The sequence below is a fragment of the Goekera deserti genome, assembly GCF_010685995.1.
Lineage (GTDB): Bacteria > Actinomycetota > Actinomycetes > Mycobacteriales > Geodermatophilaceae > Goekera > Goekera deserti.
The window spans coordinates 166,525-184,770 of record NZ_JAAGWK010000024.1 but is presented as its reverse complement, the minus strand read 5'-3'; the positions used below and the strand labels follow the sequence as shown (position 1 = coordinate 184,770).

Here is an 18,246-nt window from a genome sequence, read left to right as displayed (position 1 = left end):
CGCGCTGCGGCACCGACCGCGGTCCGGTGTCGAACCTGCCGACGAGCACCCCGCCGTGGCCGGACCACGCCCGGTGACGACCCGACCGGCCGCGGCCTGACCGAGCCTCGCCCCGGGCACCGGAGGCCCGCCCGCGGGCCACTGGTCGGTGGCCCGACGCCGACACCGGCGGTCGATGCGCGACCGCGTTCTGGTCGAAGGCGCGACGGCCGGAGCTGGACGACGCTGCGCCCACCGCCCCAGTCTCGCGAGGACGTCGACGGCTGCTCGAACGCGTGCATGGGGACCTGGTCGGCATGACAATCGACCAGTTCGACGCGGCGCACAGCGCCCTCGGCGAGAAGCCGGGACCGAGTGTTCACGGTGAACGGTGATGACCGCGTGCCAGCGGCGAGCCCGATCGCTCGCGGAACAGCTGCAGGACGCCAGCGCGCGTCGGCCGGCCATTCCCGGGCGGGTCGACGGTCGGCCGATGGTCGGACCGAGTCCGGCCTGCGCGGCGGGGCTCTCCGGCCAGGTGCAGTCGGTGGCGACACGGGGGTGGCGGGCGCCGGGTGGCGGTGGCCTGCTGGTCGGTGCTGCTGCAGCCGGCGCACACGACGGTGCGGGTCAGCGCCAGGGCCAGCGCGGCCCCCGGCCGGTGAGGATGCGGCCTGCCAGGGGTCGGTCACCGGTCACGCCGCGGCAGGGGGGACTCGCCTCAGCCCGCGACACCTCCCGGCGCGCCGGTCGGACGGTCCCGTGGTGGGCGCGACCGGTGCAGGTCGCTGTCAGGGCGGGTGCCCGTCACTGTGGGATCTGCCCGGCGTTGCGAGTCGCCGGGTCCAGCTGCTGACCCAGCATCGCCGCAGCGTCCAGCCGCGCCGCCAGGTCACCCAGTGACAAGCCCATCGCGTCGAGTGCGTCCAGGTGGCCCTGCACACCATCGGCGAGCCGCAGCGCTGCCTCGTAGCCGCCGGGGACGTCCCCGAAGGCCGCCTGCGGCACCAGCGCGTTCTTCACCTCGGTGCTCAGCGCGGCGGTGCCCTGCTGGACACCGCGCATCGCCGTGGCGGCCTCGGCCAGCCGCTGCGCGTCCACGACGACCTCGTGGCCGCCGCTGGAGGAGACGGAGATGCCGGGCTCGCTCATGATCAGCTCCTGCGTTGCTGTCCAGGGCCCGCTGGCCGCTGCGGTGTGGTCGTGTCCAGGCTGCCTCACCGAGCGGCCCTCCGAGGCCGGACACCACCGTGGTCACCCGAAAGGGCGCATCCCCGACCGCGACCGGAGGCCCGCCCAGGGTGGACGGTCAGCTCTGCGTGTGCGCCCAGTCGCAGCTGGGGTCGATGTCGACGATCAGCTGGTCGGTGGCCACCTTGCGTGCCAGGTAGTCGGCGTAGAACGTCTCGCTGCGGTTGGCCCGCCCGTTGTCCAGCGACGTCGCCCAGGCCGCGGCCATCGCCCGCAGCTCCACCAGCAACGGATGGTCCGGCGGGTACCCGTCGGCCAGCATGTCCTGCTCCATCTGCTGCAGCTGTGCCAGGTCCTCGGCCCAGGAGCGGGTCGCCGAGGCGTAGTTGTCCACGAACGCCGGCCGGAGTGCGCCGGTGTCGTCGTACTGGTTCTCTGCCATGACCCGCTCCACGCCCAGCAAGGACTGGATGGTCGTCAAGGCCGTGCAGTGGGTGTAGCTGACCAGCGGGAGACCCGCCCGGTCGATGTCCGTGCGGGGCGTCGGTGAGGGAGGCGGCACCCCGGCTCGGGCATTGGTGCTCCTCGGCGCTGCCGGCATCGACGTGGTGGACGTCGAGGTGGGGTCGGCAGCGCCGGCGGACTGCGGGGCAGCGGTGGCGGGTTCCCCTGCCTCGGACGAGGGGGAGCCGGTCGAGCAGGCAGCCAGGAGCATGACGGCGGCCACCACCGCAGCCCGGCCCAGCGCAGGCCGCAGACCTGCAGTCCGCCCGCTCGGGCCTGGGACGCGGGCAGTCGACCGGGGCACGGGCGCATCCTGCACCACGGGACCGGTGGCCCGCTCCCGAACCGCACCGACGCGCCGCCGGCCCTCCAGGTGGAGGGCCGGGGCGCTCGACTCCTCCTGCAGGTGGATCCACCGGGTGTCCGGGCGACCGATCATGAGGGTGTGTCCACTGCCTCCGTGTCCCCGCCCGCCCCGACCGCCACGGGTCGGCCGCGAGCCGCCGTGCCCCGCTGGGCGGTCGCCGTGCTGGTCGGCCTGATGGTCGGTGCGCTGACCTCGCCGGCGCAGACACTGCTCGGCTCGACCGTCCTCTCCGGCCTGACCAACGCGGTGGGCCCCTGGCTGGTGGCGCCGTTCCTGGTGGCGGCCCGGGCACGCACCCCCCGGGCGGCCGCCTGGGTCGGCGTCCTGGCGTGCGTGGCCCAGGTGCCCGGCTACTACGCCGTCTCGGCGGCCCGCGGGTTCGCCATCACCCCGGTGACGGTCGCGCAGTGGACGCTGGCAGGGGTGGTCGGTGGCGCGGCGCTGGGCCTGGCCGGCTGGTCCTGGTGGACGCCCCGCGGGCGCTGGTGCGGCCTGGGTGCCGCCCTGCTGGTCGCGGTGTGGCTGGCGGAGGGCGTCGTCCTGTTCGGTCTGGTGCTCGGGTACACCGGGCAGGCGCTCGTGGCCTGCGGTGTCGGCGTCGCGCTGGCCCTGCTGCTCGGCAGGCACGAGCAGCAGCACCGCGCGCTGCTGCGCTGGCTGCTGCCCGCGGTGGCGGTCGGGGCGCTCGGCTTCGCCGTCGCCCTGCTCGTGCTGTGACCCGACACGGGCGGCCGGACCGGGTTGATGCGCGGGCCGCTCCTCTCCGACCGGTCCCGGACCGGGTCGACGTCGCCTGATCCGCCGCCGGCACGCGGGCTGCCCGCGCGTAGGCCGGTGGGCGAGGGGCGGAAGCTGGACAGGAGGTGAACACGTCGGGTACTTGTGCGACCCAACTACCGTTCCGTCGCCGACGGGTTCACCCTCGTGAGCATGGAGACGGCGACGGTCATCCTCGTCCTGGTCGCGCTCGTGGCCCTGACGTTCGACTTCACCAACGGGTTCCACGACACGGCGAACGCGATGGCGACCTCGATCGCCACCGGGGCGCTCTCCCCGAAGACGGCGGTGACGCTCTCGGCGGTCCTCAACCTGGTCGGTGCCTTCCTGTCGGTCGAGGTGGCGTTGACCGTGACCAACGCGGTCGTGAGGATCCAGGACTCCAGCGGCGCCCCCCGGGCGGAGCTCCTGCAAGGCGGCGGTGCCGACCTGCTCCTGATCGTGCTGGCCGGCCTCACCGGCGCGATCGCGTGGAACCTCCTCACCTGGCTGCTCGGCCTGCCGTCCTCGTCGTCGCATGCGCTGTTCGGTGGGCTCATCGGCGCCACCGTCGCCGGTCTGGGGTGGGGAGCCGTCAACTGGAGCGGCGACGGCACCACGATCGACGGGGTGATCGGCAAGGTGATCCTGCCGGCGGTCGCCGCGCCGATCGTCGCGGGCGTCGTCGCTGCGGTCGGCACCTGGCTGATCTACCGGGTCGTCGCCGGGGTCGCCGCCCGGTACACCGACGACGGCTTCCGCTGGGGCCAGATCGGCTCGGCGTCCCTCGTCTCACTCGCGCACGGCACCAACGACGCGCAGAAGACCATGGGCGTCATCACGCTCGCGCTCATCGCGTCCGGCCACTGGACCTCCACCGACGAGATCCCGTTCTGGGTCAAGCTGGCCTGCGCGGTGGCCATCGCCGCCGGCACCTACCTCGGTGGTTGGCGGATCATCCGCACGCTGGGCAAGGGGCTCGTGGAGATCGCACCGCCGCAGGGCCTGGCCGCCGAGAGCTCGTCGGCCGCGGTGATCCTGGTGTCCAGTCACCTGGGTTTCGCGCTGTCGACGACGCACGTCACCACCGGGTCGGTGCTCGGCACCGGCCTCGGCAAGCCCGGGGCCACCGTGCGGTGGCGAGTCGCCGGCCGGATGGTGGTCGCCTGGGTGATCACCCTGCCGGCCGCCGGACTGGTCGGGGCACTCATGTGGTGGATCGCCCACCTCATCGGCAACGACCTCGTCGGTGCGATCGCCGTCGTGACGCTCCTGGCCGCGTTCGGCGTGGTCGTCTACGCCCGCTCCAGGAGGAACCCGGTGCACGCCGACAACGTCAACGACGACTGGGACGCCGACGACCGGGCGCCGTCCCGCGTCGCGGCCTGAGACGGGAGCACGCCGTGGACCTCGTGACCCTCGCCCTCGGAGCGCTGTGGAAGATCCTCCTGGTCGGGCTCGTGCTCGGCGCGGGGCTCCCCGTCCTGTTCTCCGTCGGGATCCGGGCGATGGCCTACGGAGCCGGCGGCACCGCGGAGACCGCCGACGGGGGCCGCGCCGCACCGCATCCGGTCGGGCGCGCGGTCGGCATCGCCTGCTTCGCCGTCGTCGGGCTGTGCGTCCTGCTCGGCGTCACGTACATCGTGGCCTCGGGCTTCGGCAAGGTGCTCAGCTTCGAGCACGTGTACCCGACCATCGTGAGCAAGAGCTGAGCGACAGGAGCCCCGGATGACGAGCTCGAGCCCCAGCCTGGCCGGACGCGTGGTGGACTGGCTCCGCGCCGGGTACCCGACGGGCGTCCCCGAACAGGACTACGTCGTGCTGCTGGGCCTGTTGCGCCGCAAGCTGACCGACGCGGAGGTGCACGCCATCGTCGACGAGCTCGGCGGCCTGGCCCAGCAGGGCGAGGACATCACCACCGCCGACGTCGAACGCCTGATCGGCGAGGCCACCCTCGATCGTGCCAGCGCCGCCGACATCGCCCGGGTCTCCTCCCACCTCGCCGCGGGCGGCTGGCCGCTGGCGGACGACCCCGACCTGCTGGGCCGACCCTGATCGGCGGGGCCGGCCACGGCCGGGACCACCGCGGGGACCTGCACATACCTCGCCGGCGGACCCGACCGGTCCCGCGCCACCGGTGGCTGGGCTTCTGACCCGGCAGAGGGGAGCCGGGGGTCATCGACGACCCGCTGCTCACCTCAGGCCGTGCTCGTGGGCGAACACCACCACCTGCACCCGGTCCCGGAGGCCGAGCTTGCGCAGGACGGCGCCGACGTGGGTCTTGACGGTGGACTCGGCGAGGAAGAACTCGCGGGCCATCTCGGTGTTGGACAGCCCCCGGGCGACGGCCGCGAGGACCTCGCGTTCCTTCTCCGTGAGCGTCTGGTAGCTGGCGGGGAGCGGCTCACGTGCCGTGAGCTGGCTGTCCAGCAGCGTCGCGAGGTCCCCGGGGGCCAGGACGGCGTTGCCGGTGTGCACCGTGCGGATGGCGTCGCGCAGCTGGACGGGGGTGGTCGTCTTCAGCAGGAACCCGCTGGCGCCGTGGCGGATCGCGGTGGCGGCCCGGTCGTCGAGGTCGAAGGTGGTGAGCACGACGACCCGCAGCGGCCTCGCCCGGGTGCGGGCCAGCTCGGGGGCGAGGAGGCGCCGGGTGGCCTCGACGCCGTCGAGCCCGGGCATCCGGAGGTCCATCAGCACCACGTCGGGCTGCAGTCGAGCGGCCTGCCGGACCGCCTCGTGCCCGTCGGCGGCGACGCCGACGACGTGCATGCCCGGCTGGGCGTCGACGATCACCCGGACGCCCTCCCGGAACAGCTCCTGGTCGTCGACGAGCAGGACCCTGATGGACCCCTCCTCCGGCTCCGGGCTGCCGTCGCCCGGGTGACCGGTCACCGGCGGACCGGCAGGACCGCGGTCGCGGTCCAGGTCGTGGCGGTCGCGGCGAGCTCCAGCCGGCCGTCGACGGAGGACAGCCGCTCCCGCATGCCGTCCAGCCCCTGACCGCCGGAGGCTACCGGCACCCCGGACGCTCCCGGCGTCCGGTCCTCACCGGGGGGGAGGTCGTCGGTCGCGGGCACCAGGTCGCCCGCGGGCAGGTGGTTGGTCACGGTGAGTCGTAGCTCCTCGTCCCAGCACCGGCTCACGAGCAGGGGGGTGTCCCGGCGTCCGTGGCGCAGCGCGTTGGTCAGCATCTCCTGCAGCACCCGGTAGGCGACCGCGGCGAGGTCCGGCGGCAGGGGCTGCGGGTGGCCGCTCTCGGTGACGACCACCTCGTGTCCGCTGCGTCGCGCACCGGCCAGCAGCTCGTCCAGGGCGGCTGCGTCCCTGCCCGGCCCGGGCGCCGTCGCGGCGGAGGCCATCGGGTCCTCGGCGCGGGTGGCCACGAGCACCTCACGGACGTCCACCAACGACGTCCGTGCCGACGTGGCGATCACCGCGAGCGTCCGCTTGAGCCGGGCCGGGTCGTCGTCGGGCAGGTACTGGCCCGACTCCGCCTGGGCGAGGATGACCGCGAGGGAGTGCCCGACGACGTCGTGGACGTCGGCCGCCAGGCGCGCCTGCCGGCCCCGGAGCAGCGCGAGCTCCGCCGTCTCGGCCTCCCGGGTCGCGGCTGCGGTCGCGGCCTCCTGGGAGCTGCGGGCCCGCTGCAGGCTGCGCACGGTCAGCCCGGCGGCCCAGGGCAGCCCGATGACCAGCAGACCGGCTGCGCCCAGCACCACCGTGGTCAGGCCGACCGCGTCGGTCGGCAGGGCGTCCACCAGCGCCCGCACCGGGCCCGCCGCACGGAACAGGTCCCCGCCGCGCAGGGGTTCGTAGACCCCGGACCAGAGTGCCGCCAGCCCGACCAGCAGCCCCAGCGGCAGGGACAGCCCCCCGAGGACCAGCGCGCCGGGTCGGCCCCAGCGCGCGCTGCCGAAGGCGACCAGTGCCAGTGCCACCTGGGTGAGCAGCGGTGGGAGGTCGGCGACGACCTGCCCGAGGACCGCCGTCCACGCCACGGCCAGGGCAGCACCGGGCGCCCGGCGCCACAGCCCCACGGCCACCGCCGTCGCCACGACCAGCACCGACAGCTGGGTCGCCACGCCGGGGACGGCGTTCGACACCGAGCGGGTCTCCGCCAGGCCGATGACGGCGACGGCCACGGCCGGGCCGACGTCGGCTGCCCACTGCCGGAGGCGGCGGCTCCACGCCGTCGCGTCCGTCATCGTGCCCACTGCCGGCGTGCGGACAGCGGCCGCTCCAGGAACCGCCAGCTCGCCGCTGCGGCCGCCACGGTCGCCAGCGCGGCGAGCAACGGCCCACCGGGGAGGGGCTGCAGCCACAGGGTCAGCGGGTAGTTCCACAGGTAGGCGCCGTAGGACACGGTGCCCAGCGCGACCAGCCAGGTCAGCGGCACCCACGTCACCTCTCCCCAGTTCGCGGCCACCACGACGAGCACCGCCGCGAGCACGGCGACCACCGGGCCGGCCACCGTGTACGTCAGCGTGTGCCCACGCAATGGGACCACGGCGCACCCCAGCAACCCGGTCAGCGCCACGACGGCCACCGACGTCGGGATCCGGACGTACGGGCACAGCAGGCGGGCGGCAGCGCCGACGACGAAGGCCGGCGCCCAGCTGGTCGGGAGGGCGTAGGCGGTGTCCGGGGCGTCGGCGGACCACCAGGCCGTCACGGCGAGGGCGGCCACGGTCACGGCCAGCGCCACGCCCACGGCCAGGCCCGGCCGCCCACGCCGCAGGCACAGCAGCAGCAGCACCGGCCACACCAGGTAGAACTGCTCCTCGGTGGCCAGCGTCCACAGGTGGAACGTGGCGCCGCCGGGGGTCAGGTGTGGCAGGTTCCCCGTCCACGTCAGGGCCACCAGCAGGTCTCGCGGCAGGTCCGCCCGGTCCCCCAGCGGGTCGAGCAGCGCCGTCACCAGCGCGTACGGCACGAGCAGGGCCACCAGCGGCGGGACCAGCCGGCTGGCCCGGCGGCGGTAGAAGCGCCACAGGTCGACGTGGCCCAGCCCGTCGTGCTCGTCGCGCAGCACCCCGGTGATCAGGTACCCGGACAGGGTGAAGAAGGTCACCACGCCGACCACCCCCGCGCCGGGGAAGACCCCCGGCGCGGCGTGCCGCAGCATCACCAGGACCACCGCGAGGCCCCGCAGGGCGTCCAGGCCGTCGATGCGTCCGCGCCGGGTGGCGCAGGCGCCCGTCACGCGAGCGGGAGGGCCGCCGGGCCGGCCGGCTCCAGGGCGTCGTCGACCAGCATCTCCAGCAGGTCGCGGTAGCCGATGCCGGCTGCGGCGAACATCCGGGGCACCTGGGAGGCGGGGGTGAAGCCGGGCGTGGTGTTCACCTCGTTGAGCACCGGCCCGTCCGCGGTGAGGAAGAAGTCGACGCGGGCCACGCCCCGGCAGCCGAGGGTGTCGTAGACCCGCACCGCGGCGTCCTCCAGGCACTGCAGCGCAGCAGCGTCCAGCGCGGCGGGCACCCGGAAGTCGGCCTGCCCGCCGTACTTCGCCCTGGCGTCGAAGACGCCGTCGCAGACGATCTCCAGAGCCGGGGCGACCACGCGGACCCCGCCGGGCCTGCCCAGCACCGCGACGTCGATCTCGCGCCCGACGACCAGTTCCTCCACCAGGACCCGGTCGTCCAGCTCGAAGGCGGCCCGGATCGCCGCCCCCAGGTCCGCACCCCGGCGCACCAGCGTCACGCCGTGGCTGGAACCGGCGGACACCGGCTTGACCACCACCGGCGGTGCGAGGGCCTGCCCGCCGGCGTCCGGGTCAGTGAGCAGCACCCCCGCGGCGACCCCCAGACCCAGGGACGCCGCCACCAGCTTGGTGGCCCACTTGTCCATCGCCAGCGCCCCGGCGCCGATCCCGGACCCGACGTAACGGACGCCGGCGGACTCGCACAGCGCGGCCAGCGTGCCGTCCTCCCCACCCCGGCCGTGCACCATCGGCAGCACCACGTCGCAGCCACCGAGCAGCTCCAGGGCCGCGCCGAGGCCCATCGGCCAACCGTCGGCGCACCACCGGCCGTCGCGGGCGATGGTCAGCGGGACGACGTCGAACCGGCCGCCCCGGAGCGCGCCCGCCGCGGCCGCCGCTGACGCCAGGGACACGTCGTGCTCGCTGCTGGTCCCGCCGCCGACGACGGCGACTCGGACGGGGGCGGTCACCGGGTGCCCCAGGAGGAGCCGGTGGACACGCAGCGGCGGACGCGGGGCGGCGCCGAGCACAGGCCGGTGACGATCTCGTGCTCCAGGGTGTGCGCCCACCGGGCCCACTCCGCGGCCGTGGGTGCGCCGTCGTCACCGGCGCCGACGACGGTCGCCACGTCACCGGCGACGACGGGGGAGCAGGGCCCCAGGTCCACCACGACCTGGTCCATCGAGATGCGGCCGACGACGGGGCGCCGGCGGCCGCCCAGCAGGACCTCGGCGTGGTCGGTGGCCGTCCGGGGCAGGCCGTCGGCGTAGCCAACCGGGACCAGTGCCAACGTCGTCGCCCGGGGCGTGACCCAGTGGTGCCCATAACCGACACCCGTCCCTGCCGCGACCCGGCGGACCGAGACCACTGGCGCGGTCAGGGTCAGCGTCGGGCGCAGCCGGGTAGAACCCGAGGGGTCGATGCCGAACAGCCCCGCACCCACCCGGACCATCGTGTGGTGCGTCGCGGGGTCGCCTAGCGTGGCGGCGGTGGCAGCCAGGTGCCGGTGGGCCGGACGCAGCCCGGCCGACCGGGCCACCTGCAGCCCCCGGTCGAAGGCCGCCCGGCCCGCGGCATTCGCCCCGGGCCCGCCGAGGTCGGCCAGTGCCAGGTGCCCCATCACGCCGACCACCTGGACCGTGCCCTCGCGCTCGGCCGCCCGGGCCGCCCGGCACAGCGCGCCCCACTCCTCGGGCGCGGCACCGTCACGGGCCAGCCCGGTGTCCAGGTGCAGGTGGACCCGCGCAGCACCCCAGCCGCTGCGCTGCGCGCCGCCGGCCACGGCGGCCAGGTGCGCCGGCGACGGCACCGCCAGGTCCACACCGGCCCGCACGGCGGCCGCGAAGTCCGCTCCCACGGGGTTCAGCCAGCTCAGGACGGGCGCGGTCAGCCCCGCGGCCCGCAGGTCCAGGGCCTCGACCAGGGAGGTGACGCCGAGCCAGCCGGCGCCGGACGCCAGCGCCGTCCGGGCGACCGTGGCCGCGCCGTGCCCGAAGCCGTCCGCCTTGACCACGGCCATCAGGTCACCGGACACCCGCTCGGCGAGCAGCCGGCAGTTGGCCGCCACCGCGTCGAGGTCGATCCGCAGCTCCGGGCCGCCGAGCCGCGCCGCTGCGTCCGGGGTGAGCACCGCACCCGCGCCGCTCACCGACCCACCCCCGCCAGCGCGACGGGTGCCGGCCCGTTCACGTCGACAGCGCCGTACCAGGCTGCTGGGGCGCCGGTCACCAGCGCCCAGTAGCGGTCGCCGTAGCTCCAGTGCCACCACTCGGTGGGGTAGTTGACCAGGCCGGCGCCGCCGAGGGCCCGGCAGAGCACGTCCCGCAGCGCGCGGGCACCGGCGTCGACGTCCGGGCTGGCCGTGGCGCACCGGCCGCCGGAGGCCTCCGGCGTCGCGTCGATCGCCGTGCCGAGGTCCAGGTCCGAGCCGTCGTGCCGGGCCAGCGTGAGGTCCACGGCCGCCCCCGCGACGTGCGGTGCGACGTCGACCGGGGAGACGAACCGGCTGACGAGTCGGCGCTGCTCGTCCGCCGGGCAGCCCGGGTACGCCCGGGCGACCTCGGCGGTGTAGCGGGCGATGATCGCGCGCTGGTCGGCCACCGTCCGGTGTCCCTCCTGCACCCGCAGCACGATCCCCGCCGGCAGCAGGGCCTGGGCGACGGCGAGACGGTCGGCGAGCCCGGCGCGCACCCTGGCGCGTGCCGCGCCGAACTCGGGACCCAGCACGACCAGGGGGTCGCCGCACTCGACGACGGGGACGGCGGCGACTCGCGGGTCGCTGAGGAGCATCACGCACTCACGATCGGCCCCCGGACCCCCTGCCCACCTCATCCTGCGGTACCGACCGCGCCACCTGGAGGATGAGCCGGGGTCGCCGCCGGGGGGAGCCCGGGCAGCCGACCCGGTTGCTCAGCGGGGAGGACGAGCCGCCCGTGCCGGGCGTTCGGGACGCGCCCCGTCGAGGACGGGCGTGTCGGGTGCGCCGAGGCGACCCCGGGTGGCGATCATGAGCACCGCGCTCGCGACGGTGGTCGCGGCCAGCTGCACCACGAGCACGTCGTGGTCGCCGTGCAGCGCCGGGAAGAAGGCCGGCCACAGCAGCGTGTACGTGCTGTTGATGCCGGCGTGCAGGAGCATCACCAGCGGCACGCTCTGACCGGTGCGGTTGAAGACCCAGGTCATCACCAGGCTGAGCGGGACGCAGGAGGCGGTGAAGAGGACCGGCTGCACCCAGGTGACGTCGGGGTGGCCGCCCCACTCGGTCAGGAACAGCGGCCAGTGCCACGCGCCCCACAGCAGCCCCAGGACGACCGTGCCGGTCACCGGGCCCAGTCGCGCCTGCAACCGGGGCAGGGCGAAGTCACGCCAGCCCGGCTCCTCGGCCAGCGCGGTGGTGACCACCTGGAGCACGAGCATCGGCACGTAGGCCAGCAGCAACCCCGCACCGACCATCCGCGCCGAGCCCCACGCCTGCGGCAGGACGAACGTCGCGGCCAGCAGGGACAGCGGCACGAGGACCCCGACACCGAGGTACCAGCGTGCGCCGACCCGGAAGCGGAGCAGGCGCCCCCGCCAGGCCCTGAGCCCGGCCCGGCCCTCGACGAGGACGGTGACGACGACCGCGGCGGTCACCGGCCCGAGGTAGGCGCCCGGCAGCACCCCGAGCAGCTGGGAGGTGCCCAGCACCGACGGGAAGGAGAACGCCAGGACGCCCAGTCCGTTTTCCGACAGCAGGTAGGGCAGCCAGGCGAGCCAGCTGAGGCCGAACGCGAGCGCGAAGAACGCGACGAGTGGGTGGCGGGCGAGCACGCCGCGGACCCCGACCGGCGGTGGGGCCGGAGCCGGGGTCGGGGTCTGCAGCTGGACGGGTGGTCGGGCGGAGGTGGGCACGAGCGGACTCCCCGGGGACGGGCCGGACGCTCGGGCGCGTCCGGCTGACGTCTGCGAGTCCACCTCCGCCGCGCGCCGGGGTCAGTGCTGCAGGCGCCCCGATCCGGGTGGTGCCTGCACCACCGTCACCCGCTGCGGGCGCGCTGTCGGGAGGGGCCGCCGGGCGCAGCGGCCCCCTGTCGGGTCAGGGTGTGTCGGCGGCGCGCAGGTAGCGCAGCACGGCGGCGACGCGGCGGTCGACCTCGTCGGTGGGGAGGAGGTCGAGCTTCGCGAAGATGCTGCGGATGTGCTTGTGCACGGCGCCGTCGGTGACCACCAGTCGTCCGGCGATGGCGGTGTTCCCCAGGCCCTCGGCCATCAGGCCGAGCACCTCCCGCTCCCGGGTGGACAACCGGTCCAGCCCCGCGTCCGGGCGGGTCCGGGTCAGGAGCTGGGCCACCACCTCGGGGTCGACGGCCGTGCCCCCGTCGGCGACGCGGTGCAGGGCGTCCAGGAACTCCGCCACCCGCCCGACCCGCTCCTTCAGCAGGTAACCCAGCCGCTTGGCCCCGCCGACGAGCAGGTCGGTGGCGAAGGCCTGCTCGACGTAGGCGGAGAGGACCAGCACGGCCAGGTCCGGGTGGCGACGGCGCGCCTCCACCGCTGCCTGGATCCCCTCGTCGGTGTGCGTGGGGGGCATGCGGACGTCGATGATGGCGACGTCGGGGCGTTGCTCGTCCACCGCGGCGAGCAGCCCCGCGGCGTCGGCGGCGGTGGCGAGGACCTGGATCCCCTCCGCGCGCAGCAGCAGGGCCAGCCCCTCGCGGAGCAGCGGGTCGTCCTCGCCGATCACGACGCGCACGGCAACCTCACCTCCACTGTCGTGGGACCGCCGCTCGGGCTGGTCACCCGCAGGTCGCCGTCGTGGGCCTGCACCCGGTCCAGCATCCCGGACAGCCCCGTTCCCGCGCCGACCGTCGCCCCGCCCCGACCGTCGTCGGTCACCGTGACCAGGAGCTCGTCGCCGCGGTACCGGACGGTGACCACGACGCGGGTGGCGTCGGAGTGCCGCGCGACGTTGGTCAGCGCCTCGGCGACGACGAAGTAGGCCGTGGCCTCCACCGAGGCCGGCAGGGCACCCGGCGCGCTGCTCCCGGCGTCCACCTCCAGGTGGCAGGTGACCGGGCACGCCGCGGCCAGCCCGGTGACGGCCTCGGTCAGCCCCCGGTCCACGAGCACCGGCGGCAGGATGCTGCGCACGACCGCTCTCAACTCGCCCAACGCCTGCTCCGCAGCACCCTGGGCTCGCTCGAGCAGCTCGTCCACGCTGCCCCGGTCGACGCCGGGCCGGGCCAGGGAGCGTCGAGCCGCACCGAGCAGGACGGTGACCCCCACCAGCCGGTTCTGCGCCCCGTCGTGCAGCGAACGCTCGATCCGGCGCAGCTCGGTGGCGTGCCCGTCGAGGGCGGCGGCGCGGGTCGCGCTGAGCTGGGCCACCCGCAGCGTCAGGTCCGTCCCGGGGGGCGGTGCCAGCAGTCGCTGCGCCAGCGAGCCCTGTAGCCGGGCCAGTCGAGGTGCCGCCCCCACGGTGAGGAGCGCCCAGGCCAGCCCCAGCAGTGCCACCGGCCAGGTGTCGGCCCAGGTCCGCACCGGCCACCACCACGGGGACGCGTCGACGGTGGCCGGCACCAGGGGCCACCAGAGCGGGAAGGTCAGGTCGCGGACCGCGTACACGGGCAGCAGCACCCCCACCAGCCCGAGGAGGAGCCCACCCGTGGCGTGCACCGGCAGCCACACCAGATCACGACGCACCGCCCGGTCCGCCAGGGCCGGCCGCAGCGAGGCGGGCGGGGGGCCGCCCGGGGGCGACCCGGACCCCCAGCGGACCAACCGTCCGCGCTCGCGGTCGGCCAGGGAGCGCACCGCTGCCAGGGCGGCGGGCGCCAGCAGCAGCCCGATCCCGACCACGCAGAGGAGGGCGACGAGCACGACCCACACCGACAGGAGACCCGCCAGGGCCCCGGTTCCCAGCCCCCCGGCGAGCTGGGCGACCGCGGACCGCCGCACGGCGACGGCCCGCTGCACCGGCCGCCCCTGCCGGGCCGGCCGGGTCACGCGGGCCCCCGGCGGGGCGGTGCGTGCCGCGGGGTGGCCCGTTGAGCCGGCCGGGGGGCCCGGGCGCGGGACGGGCCCGCGGCGGCGCTCATCGCATCGACGCTACGTGATCACCGGTGCCGTGCGGCCGACGCGAGCCAGAGGTGCAGCCAGCTGTACCCGGAGGGGGCAGCCAGCGGGGTGGAGCCGGCTCGCGCACCGGCGCAGGGTCACAGGGCACCCAGACCCCGTGATCGAGGAGCCCGACATGTCCGGCCCAGCTGCCCCGTCCACCCGCCACGACGTCGGTGCCCGCGGGGCCTGGCTCATCCCGTGGCAGGCCCTGCGTCGGCTCCGGAGGCCGCAGCTGTGGGCGTTGCTGAGCGTCGCCGTGGTGGTCGACCTCCTCGCCTCGGCCGGTGTGCTGCCCCTGCCGGTCGGGATCGTCTCCGGACTGGTGGGCCTCGGCTGCGCCGCCGCCCTCGTCGCGGCCGCCGTGCCACGACGCTGGACCCTCAGGTGTCACCGCTGTCGTCGATGGTGACGCTCGGGCTGCGCGGACAGGACCTCCACCACCTCGCAGTGGTGCCTCACCGTGCGCCCGCAGCGCGCTCTCGCGACGTCAACCGCTCCCGTCCACCGGTGGTCCGGTGAGCGACGTGGAACCCGACGACCCCGGCCCGTCGGCACGCTGCTGGCTCACGTGTCGCGGGACACGGCTGGTGGCCAGCAGGTCCGCCAGACGCTGGGCGTCGCTGGAGCCGATGGTCGGGTGGTACACGACGAGGCTCTGTTCGGGCAGTCCCGCGATGGTCAGGCGTTCCAGGTTGAGCTGCAGAGCCCCCGCAACAGGGTGTTGCAGCAGAGCCGACTGGGCGTCCCGCGCGACGACGTCGTGCAGCTCCCACAACCGACGGAAGCTGTCACTGCCCTCGGACAGCTCCCGCACCAGTGCCGAGAAGTCCGCGCGGGCCGCCTCGCGCCCGAGGGTGTCGCGCACGACCGCGACGAAGCGTCGCGCGGTGTCCTCCCAGTCACGGTAGAGCTCCCGTTCCGCCGCGACGAGGAAGAACGACCGGAGCCGGTTCTTGCCCGGGGTCAGCTCCGGGGAGAGGGCAGCTGCGCCGCTGTTGGCGACCAGGACGTCGAAGTTGCGACCCGTGACGAACGCCGGCCAGTCCATCAGGTGGACGAGGTTCTCCACGCTGGACGGCACGCGCTCCTCGTGGGCGGTCGACGTCGGGGCGGTGGCAGGTGTGGGCGCGGCCAGGCCGCTCAGGTAGGCGGCGGCCGTCTCGTCCAGGCGCAGCGCCCGCGCCAGGGACCGGACGACCTGGGGGGATGGCGTGCCCGCGCGGCCCTGCTCCAGGCGCAGGTAGTAGTCGACGCTGATGCCCGCCAGCAGCGCGACCTCCTCCCGCCGCAGCCCCTGGACCCGCCGTCGTGCCACGGCATCGGTTCCGCTGACGCGCGGCAGGCCGACGTCATCGGGGCGCACCTGTCCCCGCCGTGCCCGCAGGTAGTCGGCGAGCAGGTCATCGGTCACCCGACGACCGTAGTGGGCGTCTGGCCGGCAGCCAGGTCACGAGCGCCCGCACCGGTGCTGCCGGGACCGGGAGGTGGGTCCTGACCGGGCCGACCCGGTGCTCCCTGGGAGTGGCAGTACCAGGAAGGCCGACACCAGGACGGAGGCGGTACTGGCTGACCGGCCCACTGGTGGGCGAGTCTGCGTGCTGCCGGCTGGTCCGGGGGAGCTCGGGCGCGTCAGTCCGTCGGGCCGAGGGAGCAGGGACTGCCCAGGGCGCCCGCCCACCGCCGGGCGGGTGCGGACTCCCGGCGTGGGCTCGCCGCCAGCCTTGCGTCGACACCCCGGCCGTCCGACATGCCCCATGGTCACATCGACGGAAGGAAAACCACCATGAGGAAGCTGGCACTGGTCACGGGCGCCACCTCCGGCATCGGCAGGGCGTTCGCGGAACGACTGGCCGGGCAGGGCCACGACCTGATCCTGGTCGGACGGCGCGAGGAGCGTCTGCAGGAGTTCGCCGCCGCCCACCGGCAGGTCAACGTCCGGTGCATCGCCGCCGACCTGTCGACCGACGACGGCATCGACGCCGTGGCGCAGGTCGCCGCGGCCGAGGACGTCACGCTGCTGGTGAACAACGCCGGCGTCGCGCACTACATGCCGCTGGCCGACCTGCCCGCGGAGAAGGCCCGCGAACTCGTCCACGTCAAGGTCGTCGCCCCCACCATGCTGAGCCGTGCCGTCGTCGCCGGCATGCAGGCCCGCGGCGACGGCACGATCATCACCGTCGCCGGCATGATCGCCTTCAGCGGTCCCGCACCGAGCTCGGTGATGCCGCGCCGCGCCGTCTACGCCGGTGGACTGGCCTTCGCGGTCGCCATGTCGCAGACCCTCGCTGCCGAGCTGGAGGGGACGGGTGTCCGCGTGCAGGTCCTCTGCCCGGGGGTGGTGGCGACGGAGTTCCACGAGCTGCAGGGCATGGATCTCAGCGCCGTGCCACGGATGAGCGCCGAGGAGGTCGTCACCGCGAGCCTGCGCGGGCTGGAGCTCGGGGAGGTCGTCGTGGCCCCGGGCGTGGAGGACGCCGGCGTGCTCGCGGCCGTGTCCAGCGCCCAACTGGCTGCTTTCGGTGCGCAGAGCCCCGAACTGGCCTCCCGCTACCGGGCAGGTCAGTAGATGCAGCTGGCGTCCGTCGCCGTCCGCTCGACGGTGGCGTAGCTGTCGTCGCTCGGCGGGGCCGCGACGGGGGCGGTCACCGGGGTGCCGATGCCGTTGTAGTCGGTGCCGATCACCAGCTGCACGGTGCCCGCCGGCAGGGCGTCGTCGACGGCGACCGCAGCGCCGGGCACCTGCGCGGCCACCAGCGCGGCCCCGGCTTCGTCGCCGGTCGGGTGGCTGACCGTCGTCGTGGCGGTGCGCGTGGCGTTGCCGTCGCTGCTGGCCGCGAAGCCCGCGGCCGTCAGCGCGGTGGCGGCCGTCGCGGCGGCCCCGGAGACCCCCGAGCCGTTCTGCACGGCGACGGTCACGTCCTCCGGGTCCAGCCCGGGGGCCGGGGTGGTGGGTGCGGCCGGCGCCGAGGCCGCGCCGCTGCCCAGGTCACCGAAGAACGCCCGGACGACGTCGGGGGCCGGCGGCTGCAGCACGTCGGCGCCGTCGGCCTTGCGGTCGGTGAGACCCGGGATGGTCTGGAAGGTGATGTCGCCGGGCTGCACGCCCTGCATCTGCGCGGCCAGGTCGTAGACGTCCAGCCCGGCGTCCAGGGTGACGCTGCTGCCGACCTGCTCGACGAGCGCCTTCTGCTTGCCCGGGTCCAGCAGCAGGTCCGAGGAGAGGATGTTGCGCAGCATCCCGGCCAGGTACACCTGCTGCCGGACGACGCGGTCCAGGTCGGAGTCCAGGCCGTGCCGCTGCCGGACGAACTTCAGCGCGTCGCCGCCGCTGATGGTCTGCACGCCGGCCTCGAAGTCCGCACCGGAGTAGGAGTCGCGAGTCGCCTCGCAGAGGTTGACCTCGACGCCGCCGACGATCGTGCTCAGGTTGACGAAGCCGAGCAGGTCCAGCTTGGCGAAGTGGTCGATCTGCAGCCCGGTGAACTGGCTGACCGTCTTGATGAGCAGCCCGGCGCCGGCGGCGTCCTTCTGCCCCTCGGAGCCCTCGGCCTCGTTGTAGCCGCGCACGTAGGCGGAGTTGAGCTTCGCCTGGCCGTGGCCCGGGATCGGCACGTAGGTGTCGCGGGGCAGGGAGACGAAGCTCGCGCCGGACCCGTCGGCCGGCACGTGCACCAGCATCATCGAGTCGGTGTTGAGCACGTCGTCGGGGTCGCCGGTGCTGAACTCGGCCTGCTGCTCGCGGGTCAGCCCGGTGCGGGAGTCCATGCCGACCAGCAGCAGGTTCATCTCCGACCCGGCGTGGTCGCGGCCGTTCACGTCGGAGTTGCCGTCGGTCGGGATGGCGTCGGTGCGGTTCAGGCTCGCCTCGGCGATGCCGGTGAGGTACCAGCCCCAGCCGCTGCCGGCCAGCACGACCACGCTCATCAGCGCGGCCAGCGCCCGGGCGACCACGACGGCGCGGCGGGTCCCGCGTCCCCGCGGCGCCCGCTCGTCGGCCTGGGGGGCCGGGCGGCCGAGCCGGGGGTCCAGGCGCGCCGGCAGCGGGCGCGGCTCGTCCTCGATCACCGCCGGCCCCGGCCGGGCAGCGGCGCGCACGGGGCGGCACCGACCTGTCGCGCCAGGACTCCGAGGGGACACCGCACGACTGGAT

The 18,246-nt window shown here is 75.2% G+C and carries 18 protein-coding genes; 5 read left to right on the top strand and 13 right to left on the bottom strand.

Annotation, left to right across the window (positions count from 1 at the left end):
* Positions 1 to 786: 786 nt before the first annotated feature.
* Together G1H19_RS17050 and G1H19_RS17045 are read right to left on the bottom strand one after the other, a co-directional pair.
* Positions 787 to 1,131, bottom strand: coding sequence for a hypothetical protein (locus G1H19_RS17050; RefSeq protein WP_152730836.1), 345 nt, complete (start codon positions 1,129 to 1,131; stop codon positions 787 to 789).
* Positions 1,132 to 1,288: 157 nt separating this feature from the next.
* A complete protein-coding gene (locus G1H19_RS17045) occupies positions 1,289 to 1,612 on the bottom strand; it encodes a hypothetical protein (protein ID WP_152730837.1) in 324 nt (107 codons plus the stop codon).
* A 435-nt stretch (positions 1,613 to 2,047) separates the two neighbouring features.
* On the opposite strand from G1H19_RS17045, the gene G1H19_RS17040 reads away from it, so the two are divergent.
* The 4 genes from G1H19_RS17040 (at position 2,048) to G1H19_RS17025 (ending at position 4,852) form a co-directional block, all read left to right on the top strand.
* Entirely contained in the window at positions 2,048 to 2,758 is a 711-nt protein-coding gene (locus G1H19_RS17040) for a DUF6518 family protein (protein WP_328727596.1), read from the top strand.
* A gap of 213 nt (positions 2,759 to 2,971) precedes the next feature.
* On the top strand, positions 2,972 to 4,186 hold the full coding sequence (locus G1H19_RS17035) for an inorganic phosphate transporter (RefSeq protein ID WP_152730839.1): 1,215 nt from the start codon (positions 2,972 to 2,974) through the stop codon (positions 4,184 to 4,186).
* Positions 4,187 to 4,200: 14 nt separating this feature from the next.
* Complete coding sequence (locus G1H19_RS17030; protein WP_162393585.1) at positions 4,201 to 4,509, top strand: hypothetical protein; 309 nt, start codon at positions 4,201 to 4,203, stop codon at positions 4,507 to 4,509.
* A 16-nt stretch (positions 4,510 to 4,525) separates the two neighbouring features.
* Positions 4,526 to 4,852: a DUF3349 domain-containing protein gene (locus G1H19_RS17025; RefSeq protein ID WP_152730840.1), complete on the top strand. Its 327-nt coding sequence runs from the start codon at positions 4,526 to 4,528 to the stop codon at positions 4,850 to 4,852.
* A 138-nt stretch (positions 4,853 to 4,990) separates the two neighbouring features.
* On the opposite strand, the gene G1H19_RS17020 is transcribed toward G1H19_RS17025, so the two are convergent.
* From G1H19_RS17020 to G1H19_RS16975, 10 genes are all read right to left on the bottom strand, one after another.
* Positions 4,991 to 5,689, bottom strand: coding sequence for a response regulator (locus G1H19_RS17020; RefSeq protein WP_235928408.1), 699 nt, complete (start codon positions 5,687 to 5,689; stop codon positions 4,991 to 4,993).
* Entirely contained in the window at positions 5,686 to 7,002 is a 1,317-nt protein-coding gene (locus G1H19_RS17015) for a sensor histidine kinase (RefSeq protein ID WP_152730842.1), read from the bottom strand. The genes G1H19_RS17020 and G1H19_RS17015 overlap by 4 nt, the downstream gene beginning before the upstream one ends.
* Entirely contained in the window at positions 6,999 to 8,000 is a 1,002-nt protein-coding gene (locus tag G1H19_RS17010) for an acyltransferase family protein (protein ID WP_202926022.1), read from the bottom strand. Before G1H19_RS17010 ends, G1H19_RS17015 begins: the two co-directional genes overlap by 4 nt.
* Complete coding sequence (locus tag G1H19_RS17005; RefSeq protein ID WP_162393586.1) at positions 7,997 to 8,968, bottom strand: D-alanine--D-alanine ligase family protein; 972 nt, start codon at positions 8,966 to 8,968, stop codon at positions 7,997 to 7,999. The genes G1H19_RS17010 and G1H19_RS17005 overlap by 4 nt, the downstream gene beginning before the upstream one ends.
* Entirely contained in the window at positions 8,965 to 10,146 is a 1,182-nt protein-coding gene (alr, locus tag G1H19_RS17000) for an alanine racemase (RefSeq protein ID WP_235928417.1), read from the bottom strand. The genes G1H19_RS17005 and alr overlap by 4 nt, the downstream gene beginning before the upstream one ends.
* Positions 10,143 to 10,787 carry a M15 family metallopeptidase gene (locus G1H19_RS16995; RefSeq protein WP_235910017.1) on the bottom strand — a complete coding sequence of 215 codons (645 nt, stop codon included), beginning with the start codon at positions 10,785 to 10,787 and terminating at the stop codon, positions 10,143 to 10,145. Before G1H19_RS16995 ends, alr begins: the two co-directional genes overlap by 4 nt.
* 120 nt (positions 10,788 to 10,907) lie before the next feature.
* The gene (locus tag G1H19_RS24680) at positions 10,908 to 11,888 is read right to left on the bottom strand and encodes a CPBP family intramembrane glutamic endopeptidase (protein WP_202926024.1); all 981 of its coding nucleotides are present in this window, start codon (positions 11,886 to 11,888) and stop codon (positions 10,908 to 10,910) included.
* A 184-nt stretch (positions 11,889 to 12,072) separates the two neighbouring features.
* Positions 12,073 to 12,729, bottom strand: coding sequence for a response regulator (locus G1H19_RS16985; RefSeq protein ID WP_162393587.1), 657 nt, complete (start codon positions 12,727 to 12,729; stop codon positions 12,073 to 12,075).
* Positions 12,717 to 13,982: a sensor histidine kinase gene (locus G1H19_RS16980; protein ID WP_162393588.1), complete on the bottom strand. Its 1,266-nt coding sequence runs from the start codon at positions 13,980 to 13,982 to the stop codon at positions 12,717 to 12,719. The genes G1H19_RS16985 and G1H19_RS16980 overlap by 13 nt, the downstream gene beginning before the upstream one ends.
* A 601-nt stretch (positions 13,983 to 14,583) precedes the next feature.
* Complete coding sequence (locus tag G1H19_RS16975; RefSeq protein WP_162393589.1) at positions 14,584 to 15,507, bottom strand: helix-turn-helix transcriptional regulator; 924 nt, start codon at positions 15,505 to 15,507, stop codon at positions 14,584 to 14,586.
* Positions 15,508 to 15,879: 372 nt separating this feature from the next.
* Between G1H19_RS16975 and G1H19_RS16970 the strand changes: the two genes are divergently transcribed.
* Positions 15,880 to 16,662 carry an SDR family NAD(P)-dependent oxidoreductase gene (locus G1H19_RS16970; protein WP_152730844.1) on the top strand — a complete coding sequence of 261 codons (783 nt, stop codon included), beginning with the start codon at positions 15,880 to 15,882 and terminating at the stop codon, positions 16,660 to 16,662.
* Here the strand turns inward: G1H19_RS16970 and G1H19_RS16965 are convergent.
* Complete coding sequence (locus G1H19_RS16965) at positions 16,656 to 18,191, bottom strand: LCP family protein (protein ID WP_235928419.1); 1,536 nt, start codon at positions 18,189 to 18,191, stop codon at positions 16,656 to 16,658. The genes G1H19_RS16970 and G1H19_RS16965 overlap by 7 nt on opposite strands.
* Positions 18,192 to 18,246: the final 55 nt, after the last annotated feature.